The 12,036-nt window shown below is 68.8% G+C and carries 16 protein-coding genes; 6 read left to right on the forward strand and 10 right to left on the reverse strand.

What is annotated here, in order from left to right; all coding sequences use genetic code 11:
• Window positions 1–33: 33 nt before the first annotated feature.
• Window positions 34–471 (forward strand): PAS domain-containing protein, encoded by a 438-nt coding sequence (locus tag FHR20_RS02005; RefSeq protein ID WP_243857096.1) that lies wholly within the window; start codon window positions 34–36, stop codon window positions 469–471.
• A 109-nt stretch (window positions 472–580) separates the two neighbouring features.
• Here FHR20_RS02005 and FHR20_RS02010 read toward each other — a convergent pair whose 3' ends face one another.
• The 5 genes from FHR20_RS02010 to aroQ all read right to left on the reverse strand — a co-directional run bounded on the left by FHR20_RS02010 (window position 581) and on the right by aroQ (window position 4,676).
• Entirely contained in the window at window positions 581–1,675 is a 1,095-nt protein-coding gene (locus tag FHR20_RS02010) for a GGDEF domain-containing protein (protein ID WP_167297995.1), read from the reverse strand.
• Between the two features lie 348 nt (window positions 1,676–2,023).
• Window positions 2,024–2,362 (reverse strand): arsenate reductase (glutaredoxin), encoded by a 339-nt coding sequence (gene arsC, locus FHR20_RS02015; protein ID WP_167297996.1) that lies wholly within the window; start codon window positions 2,360–2,362, stop codon window positions 2,024–2,026.
• Window positions 2,359–3,714 carry an acetyl-CoA carboxylase biotin carboxylase subunit gene (gene accC, locus FHR20_RS02020; RefSeq protein ID WP_167297997.1) on the reverse strand — a complete coding sequence of 452 codons (1,356 nt, stop codon included), beginning with the start codon at window positions 3,712–3,714 and terminating at the stop codon, window positions 2,359–2,361. The genes arsC and accC overlap by 4 nt, the downstream gene beginning before the upstream one ends.
• Before the next feature lie 10 nt (window positions 3,715–3,724).
• Complete coding sequence (gene accB / locus FHR20_RS02025) at window positions 3,725–4,207, reverse strand: acetyl-CoA carboxylase biotin carboxyl carrier protein (protein WP_167297998.1); 483 nt, start codon at window positions 4,205–4,207, stop codon at window positions 3,725–3,727.
• A 34-nt stretch (window positions 4,208–4,241) separates the two neighbouring features.
• Window positions 4,242–4,676, reverse strand: a complete 435-nt coding sequence (aroQ, locus tag FHR20_RS02030) for a type II 3-dehydroquinate dehydratase (protein ID WP_167297999.1) — start codon at window positions 4,674–4,676, stop codon at window positions 4,242–4,244.
• A gap of 81 nt (window positions 4,677–4,757) precedes the next feature.
• Between aroQ and thiS the strand changes: the two genes are divergently transcribed.
• Both thiS and FHR20_RS02040 read left to right on the forward strand, forming a co-directional pair.
• Window positions 4,758–5,762: a sulfur carrier protein ThiS gene (thiS, locus tag FHR20_RS02035; RefSeq protein WP_167298000.1), complete on the forward strand. Its 1,005-nt coding sequence runs from the start codon at window positions 4,758–4,760 to the stop codon at window positions 5,760–5,762.
• Window positions 5,762–6,523, forward strand: a complete 762-nt coding sequence (locus tag FHR20_RS02040; RefSeq protein WP_167298001.1) for an alpha/beta hydrolase — start codon at window positions 5,762–5,764, stop codon at window positions 6,521–6,523. The genes thiS and FHR20_RS02040 overlap by 1 nt, the downstream gene beginning before the upstream one ends.
• 33 nt (window positions 6,524–6,556) lie before the next feature.
• Here FHR20_RS02040 and FHR20_RS02045 read toward each other — a convergent pair whose 3' ends face one another.
• Window positions 6,557–7,153, reverse strand: a complete 597-nt coding sequence (locus FHR20_RS02045; RefSeq protein ID WP_167298002.1) for a class I SAM-dependent methyltransferase — start codon at window positions 7,151–7,153, stop codon at window positions 6,557–6,559.
• 91 nt (window positions 7,154–7,244) lie between these two features.
• Here FHR20_RS02045 and FHR20_RS02050 point away from each other — a divergent pair, with 91 nt between their 5' ends.
• Together FHR20_RS02050 and FHR20_RS02055 are read left to right on the forward strand one after the other, a co-directional pair.
• Entirely contained in the window at window positions 7,245–7,448 is a 204-nt protein-coding gene (locus tag FHR20_RS02050; protein WP_086129346.1) for a CsbD family protein, read from the forward strand.
• Window positions 7,449–7,533: 85 nt separating this feature from the next.
• A complete protein-coding gene (locus FHR20_RS02055; protein ID WP_167298003.1) occupies window positions 7,534–8,220 on the forward strand; it encodes an ankyrin repeat domain-containing protein in 687 nt (228 codons plus the stop codon).
• 41 nt (window positions 8,221–8,261) lie between these two features.
• Here FHR20_RS02055 and FHR20_RS02060 read toward each other — a convergent pair whose 3' ends face one another.
• On the reverse strand, window positions 8,262–8,501 hold the full coding sequence (locus tag FHR20_RS02060; protein WP_167298004.1) for a hypothetical protein: 240 nt from the start codon (window positions 8,499–8,501) through the stop codon (window positions 8,262–8,264).
• A 71-nt stretch (window positions 8,502–8,572) separates the two neighbouring features.
• Window positions 8,573–10,225: a thiamine pyrophosphate-binding protein gene (locus tag FHR20_RS02065; RefSeq protein WP_167298005.1), complete on the reverse strand. Its 1,653-nt coding sequence runs from the start codon at window positions 10,223–10,225 to the stop codon at window positions 8,573–8,575.
• A gap of 41 nt (window positions 10,226–10,266) precedes the next feature.
• On the opposite strand from FHR20_RS02065, the gene FHR20_RS02070 reads away from it, so the two are divergent.
• The gene (locus FHR20_RS02070) at window positions 10,267–11,019 is read left to right on the forward strand and encodes a glutathione S-transferase family protein (protein ID WP_208413368.1); all 753 of its coding nucleotides are present in this window, start codon (window positions 10,267–10,269) and stop codon (window positions 11,017–11,019) included.
• A gap of 93 nt (window positions 11,020–11,112) precedes the next feature.
• Here the strand turns inward: FHR20_RS02070 and FHR20_RS02075 are convergent, their stop codons facing one another.
• Together FHR20_RS02075 and FHR20_RS02080 are read right to left on the reverse strand one after the other, a co-directional pair.
• Entirely contained in the window at window positions 11,113–11,391 is a 279-nt protein-coding gene (locus tag FHR20_RS02075) for a DUF1294 domain-containing protein (protein ID WP_167298006.1), read from the reverse strand.
• A gap of 81 nt (window positions 11,392–11,472) precedes the next feature.
• Window positions 11,473–12,009, reverse strand: coding sequence for an outer membrane protein (locus tag FHR20_RS02080; RefSeq protein ID WP_167298007.1), 537 nt, complete (start codon window positions 12,007–12,009; stop codon window positions 11,473–11,475).
• Between the last annotated feature and the right edge of the window lie 27 nt (window positions 12,010–12,036).

Here is a 12,036-nt window from a genome sequence, read left to right on the forward strand (position 1 = left end):
AGGCGGACGGAGTGGAGCCTTGGGTGTAGCGTGATGAATCACTGGATAGATCGCGTGGCGGCGCCGCCGGCCGGGCGCGTGCCGATGGGTTGGGCGAACGCGCTGCATGTCGTGCCCGATGGTGCCCCCGCGGTGCTCGCGCCGATGCCCGCCGCCTGGGAATGCGACCTGTCCGACGATTCGCTGCGCTGGACGCCGGGCGTGTTCGCGATATTCGGCCTGCCGCCCGGCCGGCCGGTGCGCCGCGACGAAGTGGTCGCCATGTACAGCCCGGAATCGCGGGCCGAACTGGCCAGGCTGCGGTCGGAGGCGATCGCCAATTGCGGCAGCTTCACCTTCGAGGCCGAGATCCGCCGGCCGGACGGCGAGATGCGCTGGATGCGCGTGACTGCCGATGTCGAGGTGCGCGATGGCCGCCCGGCCTATCTCTACGGCCTGAAGCAGGACATCACGCATCTGCGGCGGGGCTAGCGCCTCCCTCGAGGCAATCCATTCCCGTCGATCCCCGCGGGACAACTCCCCCACCTGACGGGCGCGGGATGGCGGAAAGGACGAGAGGCGCCGCGAAGGATGCCCCGCCCTAGGCCGCGGAGGCGACCGGCAGCGTGGAGGTCACCACGCGATCCTTGCCGGCATGTTTCGCGGCATAGAGCAGGTCGTCCGCGAGGCGCAGCGCGTCGGCGTGATCGCCCGCGACCGGCGCGACGCCGGCCGAGAAGCTGATCCTGCCGATCGGCAGGTCGGTGGTCTGGTCGCGCAGCAGCCGCTCGCGCAGCCGGGCGCGGCAGCCGTCGAGCAGGTCGGCGGCCTCCTCCGCATCGGCGCCCTCGAACAGGCAGACGAACTCCTCGCCGCCATAGCGCGCGACCGTCACCCGGCGGCCCAGGTCCTCGCGCAGGAAGCGCGCGACGAAGCGGAGCACGCGGTCGCCGGTATGATGGCCGTGCCGGTCGTTGATCGCCTTGAAATTGTCGATGTCGCACAGCGCGAGGGCAAAGGGGGCGGCATCCGGCCGGGCCAGCGTCTCCTCCATCCGCGCGAAGAAGCCGCGGCGATTGGGCAGGCCGGTGAGGTGATCCTCCTCCGCCTCGCGCACTGCGCGCTCGAGATCGGCGCGCAGGCGCCGCGTGCCCTCGCGGGTGCGCTCGAGCCGGCCGCCGATCCTGCGCGTCGTCTCGGCGACGTCGAGCGTGACTTCGAGCAGCCGGCGATAGGCCTCGCCCGGCTCGCTGCCCATCTGGTCGGCCGCTTCGCCGAGCGCGGTGGAATAGGCGCTGGTCGAGGCAGTGGCGTCGCCCACCGCGGCAAGGCAATCGGCGACCTTGCTCTCGAGCTCGCGGGTGAGCTTGTCGAGCTTGTCGGGCGTCTCGCCCGCAGCGCAGCGCTCGACGATCCGTTCGACATCGCGGTCGGTCAGGCTGCCCTTGGCGTTGAGCAGTTCCTGGGCCGCGCGCACCAGCGGGGCCTCCAGGCCGTCGAGGAAACGGCCGGCAAAGTCGAAGTTGGTCGTGCTGGGCTCCAGCCCGTGCTGGAACAGGAAGGCGCCGATCTGTTCGTAGCGCAGGCGGTGGAGCGCGGTCCGGTCGGGCGCGGCCCATGGATCCTCGCCTTCGCCGCGGCGGAACCAGGATACCAGCCGGTCGAGCGGCGAGTGGAGGGAAACGGGCGCGCTCATGCCCGGGCCCCGCCGGTCCATGCGGCGATCCGCTCGGCGTCCTTGCCCGCGCGATGCCCGTCGATGCTTGCCCTTGATCGCATGTCCCGCCCCCGTTCTCGACGGAATCGTTACGGGAGCGATCGTAATATTCGCGTTAATCCGGCCCGGAATTCGCCAAATCGGGTAGCGTGGCCGCCCTGGGTCGGGGACTCGCATTCCGTCAACCGTCATCCCCGCGCAGGCGGGATGACGGGGTTCGCTGAATGAGTCCCCCACCCTAGGTTGGGGACTCATATTCCTTCAATCGTCATCCTCGCGAAGGCGGGGATGGCGAAGGAAAATCAGATACTTGTTTGGGTTCTCAACCTACAGGATCTCGCGCACCCGCTCCGGCGGGCGGCCGAGGCGGGCGCCCTTTTCGGTCACCACCAGCGGCCGTTCGATCAGGATCGGATCGGCCGCCATCGCGTCGAGGATCGCATCGTCGTCCGCTCCCTTTAGCGGCTTGGCGGCGTCCTCGGTGATGCGCAGGCCTTCGCGCGCGGTCATGCCGGCGCGGGCATAGAGGTCCTTCAGCGTCTCGCGGCTCGGCGGGGTCTTGAGATACTCCACCACCTCGACCGCGAGGCCCGGCGTTCCGTTCAGGATCGCCAGCGCCTCGCGCGACTTGGAGCAGCGGGGATTGTGGTAGATGGTGGCCTTCATGCCTCGTCCTGCCGGGCCAGCCACTCCTCCAGCCACTTGATCGTATAGTCGCCCTTCTGGAATTCGGGGTCGTCGAGCAGCGCCTGGTGCAGGGGGATGGTGGTCTTCATCCCATCGATCACGAACTCCTCGAGCGCGCGGCGCAGGCGGCGGAGCGCGCCCTGGCGAGTGGTGCCGTAGACGATCAGCTTGGCGATCATCGAATCGTAATAGGGCGGCACCTTGTAGCCGGCATAGAGGCCCGAATCGACGCGGACGTTCATGCCGCCCGGCGCGTGATAGCCCTTCACCAGGCCCGGCGACGGCGCGAAGGTGCGCGGGTCCTCGGCGTTGATGCGGCATTCGATCGCATGGCCGCGGAACACCACGTCTTCCTGGCGCAGCGTCAGGCCGTGCCCTTCGGCCACGCGGATCTGCTCGCGGACGAGATCGAGGCCGGTGATCGCCTCGGTGACCGGATGCTCCACCTGCAGGCGAGTGTTCATCTCGATGAAGTAGAACTCGCCGTCTTCCCACAGGAATTCGATCGTGCCGGCCCCGCGATAGCCCATGTCGGCCATCGCCTTGGCGCAGATCCCGCCGATGCGCTCGCGCTCCTCGACCGAGAGGACGGGCGAGGGGGCTTCCTCGAGCACCTTCTGGTGGCGGCGCTGGAGCGAACAGTCGCGCTCGCCCAGATGGATGGCGTTGCCGTTGCCGTCGCCGAACACCTGCACTTCGATGTGGCGCGGGTTGCCGAGATATTTCTCCAGATAGACGGTGGCGTCGCCAAAGGCGGCCTTCGCCTCGCTGCCGGCCTGCTGCATCAGCGTCTCGAGCTGGTCCTCGCTGGTGCAGACCTTCATGCCGCGGCCGCCGCCGCCCGAGGCGGCCTTGATGATCACCGGATAGCCTGCCTTGGCGGCGATCGCCTTGGCTTCGGCCAGGTCGCCGATCGGGCCGTCCGAGCCGGGGACCAGCGGCAGGCCGAGCGCGCCGGCGGTGCGCTTCGCCTCGATCTTGTCGCCCATCGTGCGGATGTGCTCGGGCTTGGGCCCGACGAAGATGATGCCGTGCGCCTCGACGATCTCGGCGAACTTGGCGTTCTCCGAGAGGAAGCCATAGCCCGGATGGATCGCGTCCGCACCCGAGATCTCCGCCGCGGCGATGATCCGGTCGATCTTGAGATAGCTCTCGGCCGCGGCCGGCGGGCCGATGCAGATCGCTTCGTCGGCCAGGCGCACGTGCATCGCGTCCGAATCGGCAGTGGAGTGCACCGCGACGGTCTTGATCCCCATCTCGTGGCAGGCGCGGTGGATGCGCAGCGCGATCTCGCCGCGATTGGCGATCAGGAGCTTCTTGATTTCCGGCATGGGGCCGCCGTTACTCGACCACGACGAGCGGCTGGTCGAACTCGACCGGCTGGCCATTGTCGACCAGGATCGCCTTGACCGTGCCGGCCGAAGTGGCGTGGATCGGGTTCATCACCTTCATCGCCTCGATGATCAGCAGCGTGTCGCCGGCCTTCACCGTCTGGCCGACCGAGACGAAGTTCGCCGCCTCGGGATTCGGCGCCAGATAGACGGTGCCGACCATCGGCGACTTGACTGCGTTCAGCGCGGCGACGGGCGCGGCCTCGACGGCAGCGGCAACCGGCGCGGCGGCGGCCGGAGCGGCGACCGGGGCAGCCATCGGCGCCTGCAGGAGCGCGGGCGCGGCCTGCACGGTGCGCGCGACGCGGACCTTGCGATCGCCGTCCTCGACTTCGATCTCGGTGAGATTGGTGTCGTCCAGCACGGCGGCGAGCTGCCGCACCAGGTCGATGTCGACCTGCATTGCGCCCGTCTTGTCGTTCTTTTCTGCCATTTGATCTCGTCTTCCGATGAAACGGCGCCCTTTGTCAGAGGAGCGCGGCGGCTTCAAGCGCAAGCATGTAGGACAGCGCCCCGAAACCGGCGATGGTTCCCCGGGCGGCCATGCCGACATAGCTGTGGTGGCGATACTCCTCCCGGGCGACCGGGTTGGAGATATGTACTTCGAATACCGGCGTCCGGATCGAGCGGATCGCATCGTAGAGCGCGAGGCTGGTGTGCGTGAACGCGCCCGCGTTGAGCAGGACGGCCTTCGCGCCGCGGGCCTGGGCCTCGTGGAGCCAGTCGATCAGGTGGCCCTCGTGATTCGACTGGCGCAGATCGATCTCCAGCCCCAGTTCCTTCGCCCGGTCCTCCAGGCGGCCCGCAATGTCGTCGAGCGTGTCCGAACCGTAGATCTCCGGCTCGCGCAGTCCCAGCAGGTTGAGGTTGGGACCGTTGAGGACGTAGATCGTATCGGCCAAGGCCAAGCCTTTCGGTTGCGGGCGCGGGAGCGGCTTCCCTATATGAGCGCGCGCTCCCGATCAAATTTCCAAGGACAGTTCATGCATATCGACGGCACCGTCTCCATCACCGTCAACGGCGAGCACCGGCGGGTGATGGCCGGCCTCACCATCGCCCAGCTGGCCGAGGAGCTGGGGCTGGTGCCCGCCAAGCTGGCGGTGGAGCGCAACCTGGAAGTGGTGCCGCGCTCGACGCTGGACCAGGTGGTGGTCGAGGATGGCGACGAGCTGGAGATCGTGCATTTCGTCGGTGGTGGCGACCATGGCAGGCCGGTCGATGACGATAGCTGGACCGTCGCGGGCAAGACCTTCCGTTCACGGCTGATCGTCGGCACCGGCAAGTACAGGGATTTCGAGCAGAACGCGGCCGCGGTGGTGGCGAGCGGCGCCGAGATCGTCACGGTGGCGGTGCGCCGCGTGAACGTCAGCGATCCCAAGGCGCCGATGCTCACCGACTATATCGACCCGAAGAAGATCACCTATCTGCCCAACACCGCCGGCTGCTTCGATGCCGAATCGGCGATCCGCACGCTGCGCCTGGCGCGCGAGGCGGGCGGCTGGGAGCTGGTGAAGCTCGAAGTGCTGGGCGAGGCGCGGACGCTCTATCCGGACATGGTGGAGACGCTGCGGGCCACGGAAATCCTCGCGAACGAGGGCTTCAAGCCGATGGTCTATTGCGTGGACGATCCCATCGCGGCGAAGCGGCTGGAGGATGCCGGCGCCGTGGCGATCATGCCGCTGGGCGCGCCGATCGGTTCCGGCTTGGGCATCCAGAACCAGGTGACGATCCGGCTGATTGTCGAAGGTGCCAAGGTGCCGGTGCTGGTCGATGCCGGCGTCGGCTCGGCGAGCGACGCGGCGGTGGGCATGGAGCTGGGCTGCGACGGCATCCTGATGAACACCGCGATCGCCGAGGCGAAGGACCCGATCCTGATGGCGGCGGCGATGAAGGCGGCAGTGGAAGCCGGGCGGCTCTCCTATCGCGCCGGGCGCATGGCCAAGCGCCGCTATGCCGATCCCTCGAGCCCGCTGGCGGGGTTGATCTGATGCGCCGGCCGGCCGCCGCGGCACTGGCGCTGCTCGCGCTTTCCGCCTGCCACCCCAGGCCCGCCGCCGTGCCGAAGGAATCGCGCGCCATTTCCGCCGAGCCGGTGACGCTCACCGCGGCGGACGGGGTGAAGGTCTTTGGCGTCCATACCAGCGTCGAGAAGCCCAAGGCGCTGATCCTGCTCTTCCACCAGGCGGGTTCGGGCAAGGACGAATATGCGACCATTGCCCCCAGGCTGGCGACCTGGGGCTATAGCTCGCTGCGTATCGACCAGCGCGCCGGCGGCGACCTGTTCGGCGGCAATGCGACGGTGAAGGCGCTGGGCCGCTCGACGAGTTACTATCAGGCGAAGCCGGACCTGGTGGCGGCGCTGGCATGGGCGAAGGACAAGAAGCTGCCGGTGATCCTGTGGGGCAGCAGCTATTCGGCGTCGCTCGTCTTCCTGCTCGCCGCGGACTATCCCGATCGGGTGAAGGCGGTGATGGCATTCTCGCCCGGCGAATATTTCGACGACAAGACGATGGTGCGCACCGCCGCGGCCAACGTGAAGGCGCCGGTGTTCGCAACGTCGGCGCAGGATGGGCATGAGGTCGACGAGGCCCGGAACATCCTCGCCGCGGTGCCGGGGCAGAAGGAGCAGTTCGTGCCCAAGCAGGGCGGAGTGCACGGCGCCTCCACCTTGCTGCGCGCGAAGAATCCCGAGGGCGCCGAGCCGGCCTGGACCGCGGTGATCGCCTTCCTGCAGAAGGTGGCGCCCTGACCTTCGCCCCTTCCCTTCCGGGGAGGGGAGGATCTAGTGCGGCCGCCGCACCAGCCACACCGAGCGGCCCCCCGTCGCCGCGTCCTCGGGCGCATGGGCGACTTCGAACAGGCCGGTCCGCGCGAATATCGCGCGATATTCCGCCGGGCCGGCGCTGGCATGATAGAGCTGCTCGCCGAACTGGCAGCCCATCGCGACGCCGCGTTCGGGCCCGGTATTGAACAGCAATGCCCCGCCGGGCGACAGCGAGGGCGCCAGTCGCTCGAGCAGGGCGAGCTGGTCGTCGGCGGGCAAGTGGAAGAGGCTGTCCCAGGCGAGGATGCCGCCGAACATCCCGTCCGGCACCACGCCGCGCATGTCCGCCGCGATCCAGCGCTCGCGCGGGAAGCGGGTGCGGCAGAGCGCGATCATCTTCGCCGAGATATCGACGCCGGTGATCGGATGGTGCGCATCGTGCAGATAGCGCGCGATCGGCTCGCCCGCGCCGCAGCCCAGGTCGAGGACCGGCGCGCCCTTCGGGACCCCCAGCAGGAAGCGATCCAGCCAGGCGCGCTCCGTGAAGCGCTTGCGCCGTTCATGATCGAAGGCATGGGCATGGCGCTCGTAATGTTCGGCAACCCGCTCTGGCATGACGGAACCCATATCCGGCGCGGACCGTTGTTTCAGTCGAATGGATCACAGGCGCGGCCAAGCGCCGATCCGCGGCCAGGAGATTGGAATCATGGGTGAACTTACTGACAAGATCAAGGGCAACGTCAACGAGCTGGTCGGCAAGGCCAAGCAGGCGCTGGCGGGCGATGCCGACGATCCCAACCGCACCCGCGCGGACGACAAGCTCGACGCCGAGGGCAAGGTCCAGGAGCTGAAGGGCAAGGGCCAGCAGCTGATCGGCAAGGTGAAGGGCGCGCTCGGCGACGACATCTGATCCCGTCGGGGATGCTCAGGCGAGGCCGTTCCGGGCAACCGGGGCGGCCTCTTCGCGCGTGCGGGATTCGGGGATAGGATGCGGCATGGTTTCGAAGACCAGCCTCACCGAGAGCGTCCGCCGGCATCGCATCGAGGATGTGCGCGAAGGGCTGGCGGCCAGGCCCGACCTGCTCGGCCATCGCGACGAACGCGGGCGGAACTGGCTGCACCTCGCCTGTGCGACGCCCGGCACGCGCATCGCCATGGCCGAGCTGCTGCTCGGGCTCGGCCTGGGTCTCGACGATGCCGCGTTCACCGAAGGCGAATGGCGTGCCACGCCCTTGTGGTTCGCGGTGGCGCACGGCGCGAATCGCCCGCTTGCCGAGCATCTGCTGGAGGCGGGTTCCGACCCGAATCATTGCCTGTTCGCCGCCGCCTGGAACGAGGATCGCGCAACGATCCGCCTGCTGCTCGCTTATGGCGCGGACATCGAGGAAGGAGCCGGTCGTGGCGAGACGCCGCTGCTGGGGGCGGTGGGCTGGAGCCGGTTCGGGCCGGCGGAGGAACTGCTGATCGGCGGCGCCAATCCCGATGCGCGGGACGGGAAGGGCCGCACCCCGCTGCACCTGATGCTGAAGAAGGGCAGCGCGGCGGAGCATTTCGCCATGTTCGTTCGCGCCGGTGCGCGCGGGGACATTCCCGACGACGAGGGGCGCACCGCGGCCGCGATATTGGGGAGGAAGCGCGATCCGGCCTGGTGGGAGATCGCGGAAGCGCTGGCGACCGGCTGATTGTCCTTCCCCGCGAAGCGCGGGAGGCCGGGCTCCGACGCTCAGTCCGGAACGTAGAACGACCAGAGATCGCTCTGCAGCTTGTGCGCGGCGAAGCGCACCGGGCGCGTCTTCGGCCCGATCTCGCAGATCATGTGCGAGAGTATGTCGATCGGCACCAGCGGATCGGGCAGGCGCACGGTCTCGCCGTTGATCCAGCGCCATTCCTCCTGCCAGACCCGACGGCTCTGGATGGTCAGATTGTCACCCTTCTGCCCGACGTGCAGGTGCCGCCAGCCCATAGTTCGCCTCTTCGCTTGCCTTGCCCGCATTATAGCGGGGGCGGGCCGGCCAAGGCCGTGCGCCGGCGGGATTATTTGCGCCTGAGGCCCGAGACGGTGAGCCCCGGGGTGATGAACTCGATATCGGTCTTGAGGTGGAGCAGGCGCAGGCCGGGCCGGGCGAGGGCGCGGTCCAGCGCGGGCGCGAACTGCGCGGTCGTCTCCACCGTCTCGGCCCAGCCGCCATAGGCGCGGGCGAGCGCGGCGAAATCCGGATTTCGCAGCGTCGTGCCCGACAGGCGCGCGGGATATTCGCGCTCCTGGTGCATGCGGATCGTGCCATAGGCCGCATTGTCGACCAGGAGGACGATCAGGTCGACGCCGTGCTGGACGGCAGTGGCGAGTTCCTGGCCGTTCATCAGGAAGTCGCCATCGCCCGCGAGCGCGACCACCGCGCGCTCCGGGAAGCGCAGCGCGGCGGCGACCGCGGCGGGCACGCCATAGCCCATCGCGCCGGCGGTGGGAGCAAGCTGCGAAGGCTGCGGGCCATAGGGCCAGTAGCGGTGCCACCAGCTCGAGAAATTGCCGGCGCCGTTGCAGATGATCGTGTCCGCCGGCATTGCCGCGCGCATCGCCGCGACGCATTGGCCCAGGTCGAGGGCGACGCCGTCGCGCGGCGCGGGGGTGGACCATTCGCGCCATTCCGCGTGCGCGGCCTCGGCGTCGAAACGGGGCAGCTCGATCTCCTCGTCGGCCGCCAGCGTCGCCGCGAATTCGAAGGGGCGGGCGCAGATCGGCAGGTCCGCCAGATAGACGCGGTTGAGCTCGTTGGGATCGGGATGGACATGGACGAGCGTCTGGCCCGGATGGTCGGGCGTGATCAGGGCATAGCCATCGGTCGTCGCCTCGCCGAGGCGGGCGCCGACGACGAGCAGCAGGTCGGCCTCCCTGATCCGCTGGACCAGCTTCGGGTTCGGGCCATAGCCGAGATTGCCGGCCCAGGCAGGGGAGCTGTTCGGGATCGCGTCCTGCCGGCGGAAGGCGCCTGCCACGGGCAGGCCGATCCGTTCGGCGAACCTGGCGAACTCCTCGCCCGTTTCGCCGTCCCAGCCGGCGCCGCCGACGATCGCGACCGGGCGCTTCGCCTTGCGCAGTTCGTCGTAGAGCATGTCGACCTCGACGAAATCGGGCGACTGGAGCGGCGGCGCCAGGGCGGGGCGGTCCAGCGCCTCGACCGCGTCGCACAGCATGTCCTCCGGCAGCGCAATCACCACCGGGCCCGGCCGGCCGGAGGTGGCCACTGCCCAGGCGCGGGCGACATATTCCGGGATGCGGCGCGCGTCCTCGATCCGCGTCGCCCATTTGGCGAGCGGGGCGAACATCGCGGGCAGGTCGATCTCCTGAAAGCCTTCGCGGTCGCGCATGCCGCGGTCGACATCGCCGACGAACAGGATCATCGGCTGCGAATCCTGCATGGCGACGTGCACGCCGATCGAGGCGTTGGTCGCGCCCGGCCCGCGCGTGACGAAGGCGATGCCGGGTCGGCCGGTCATCGCGCCATCGGCACAGGCCATGAAGCCGACGCCGCCTTCCTGGCGACAGGTGACCACGTCGATCGCGGGCACGTCGTGCAGCGCGTCCAATACGGCGAGGAAGCTCTCGCCCGGCACATGGAAGATGCGGTCGCAGCCCTGTGCGACCAGGTTGTCGACGAGGATCCGGCCCCCGGTTCGTTTCGCGGTCATGGCCTATCTCTAGACCGGCCGGGGCGGGAAGCGTAACCCCCATGGCCATGCTGATCATTGGCAATCATGTGTCGCCCTATGCCCGCAAGGTATTCGTCGCCCTCGATCACAAGGGCGTCGACTATGAGCTGGACCCGATCGTGCCCTTCTACGGCACCGATGCGTTCACCCGGGTCAGCCCGCTGCGCCGCATCCCGGTGCTGATCGACGGCGAGCTGGTGCTCAACGATTCGACGGTGATCGCGGAATATGTCGACGAGCGCTGGCCCGCGCCGCCGCTGATGCCGCGGGGCGCCGCCGATCGCGCCCGCGCGCGCTGGATGGAGGAATATGCCGACAGCCGGCTGGGCGACCTGATCATCTGGCGGCTCTTCTACCAGAAGACGATCGTCCCCTATGTGTGGAAGCGCGAGCCCGATCATGCCCTGATCGCGCAGGTGACGACCCGCGACCTGCCCGAAGCGCTCGACTGGATCGAGGCGCGGGCACCGGCGGACGGGTTCCTGTTCGACCATGTCTGCACCGCGGATTTCACCTATGCGTGCTTCTTCCGCAACGCCTCGCTCGCCGGGTTCGAGATCGACGCGGCGCGCTGGCCGCGCACGGCGGGCTGGCTCGAGCGGGTGCGGGCGGTGCCGGCCTTTGCGGGGACGATGAAGTTCGAAGCCGCGATCGTCGGCGTGCGCTCGCCGGACCGGCCGGGCGCGTTGCGCGCGGCAGGGGCGAAGGTGGCCGAGCAAAGCTATGGCGGGCGCGAACCGCACCGTTCGATCATGCTGGGGGATGGGCCCTAGGTTGCGAACCCAAACAAGTATCTGATTTTCTGTCTTCATCCCCGCGAAGGCGGGGATGACGATTGAAGGAATATGAGACCCCGACCCAGGCGCCTATTTCCGGAGCCACAGGAAGAGGAGCGCGATTCCGACGGCCAGCTGCGCGGCCGCGATCAGCATGAGATGCGTGGAGAAGGGCTGTTTCCGGGTCTTGTGGCGGAACAGCCGCCGCGCGGCGAACGCGCCGGGCGTGCCGCCGAGCAGCGCGAGCCGGAGCAGATGGGCCTCCGGAATGCGGCGCGCACCGGCGGCGGCGCGGCGCTTGTCCTGCCGGAAGCGCAGCACCGTCCACAGGTTCACGCCGATGATCCATGCGAGAAGGGCTGCGAGCATGTGGCGCTATCGCAGCGGAACCGTAAACGGAAAAGGGCCGCGCGGTTGCCCGCGCGGCCCCTTCCTGCTCGGATCGGAAGATCAGAAGCGGACGCCGAGGCCCGCGAGCACCTGGTGGCGCTCCACGTCCTGGCTGTAGTTCGAGTAGCGATACTCGACCTTGCCGTAGAGACGCTGGCCGAAGGCGTGCTCGACGCCGGCGCCCAGGCGGAAGCCGTCGAGATTGTCGGAGACGCGGACGTTGCCGGTCTCGCCGGTGATGCGGCCGTTGGTGTAGCCGCCCTTGGCATAGACCAGGGTGGTCGGGGTGACGGCGATACCGGCGCGGACGCCCGCATACAGGTCACGGCCGGCCTTCACGGTGACGCCGGCGTCCGTGGCCTTGGTGGTCGAGCCGGTCACTTCGGCGTCGACGCCGAACACGGCCTTGCCGCGCTGCAGGTCATAGCCGATGGCGCCGCCATAGACGAAACCCGACTTGCCGTCGCCATCGCCGTTCACGCGGTCCCAGCCGCCGATCACTTCGGCGCGCGGACCCTGGAAGGTGCCGTCCTGCGCGAGGGCGGGGGTTGCGGTGGCCGCCACGAGGGCGAGCGCGGTCGTTGCGAGAATTCGCATTTCTTTTCCTACCTTTGGACTTTGATA

The sequence above is a fragment of the Sphingomonas leidyi genome, assembly GCF_011761945.1.
GTDB lineage: Bacteria > Pseudomonadota > Alphaproteobacteria > Sphingomonadales > Sphingomonadaceae > Sphingomonas > Sphingomonas leidyi.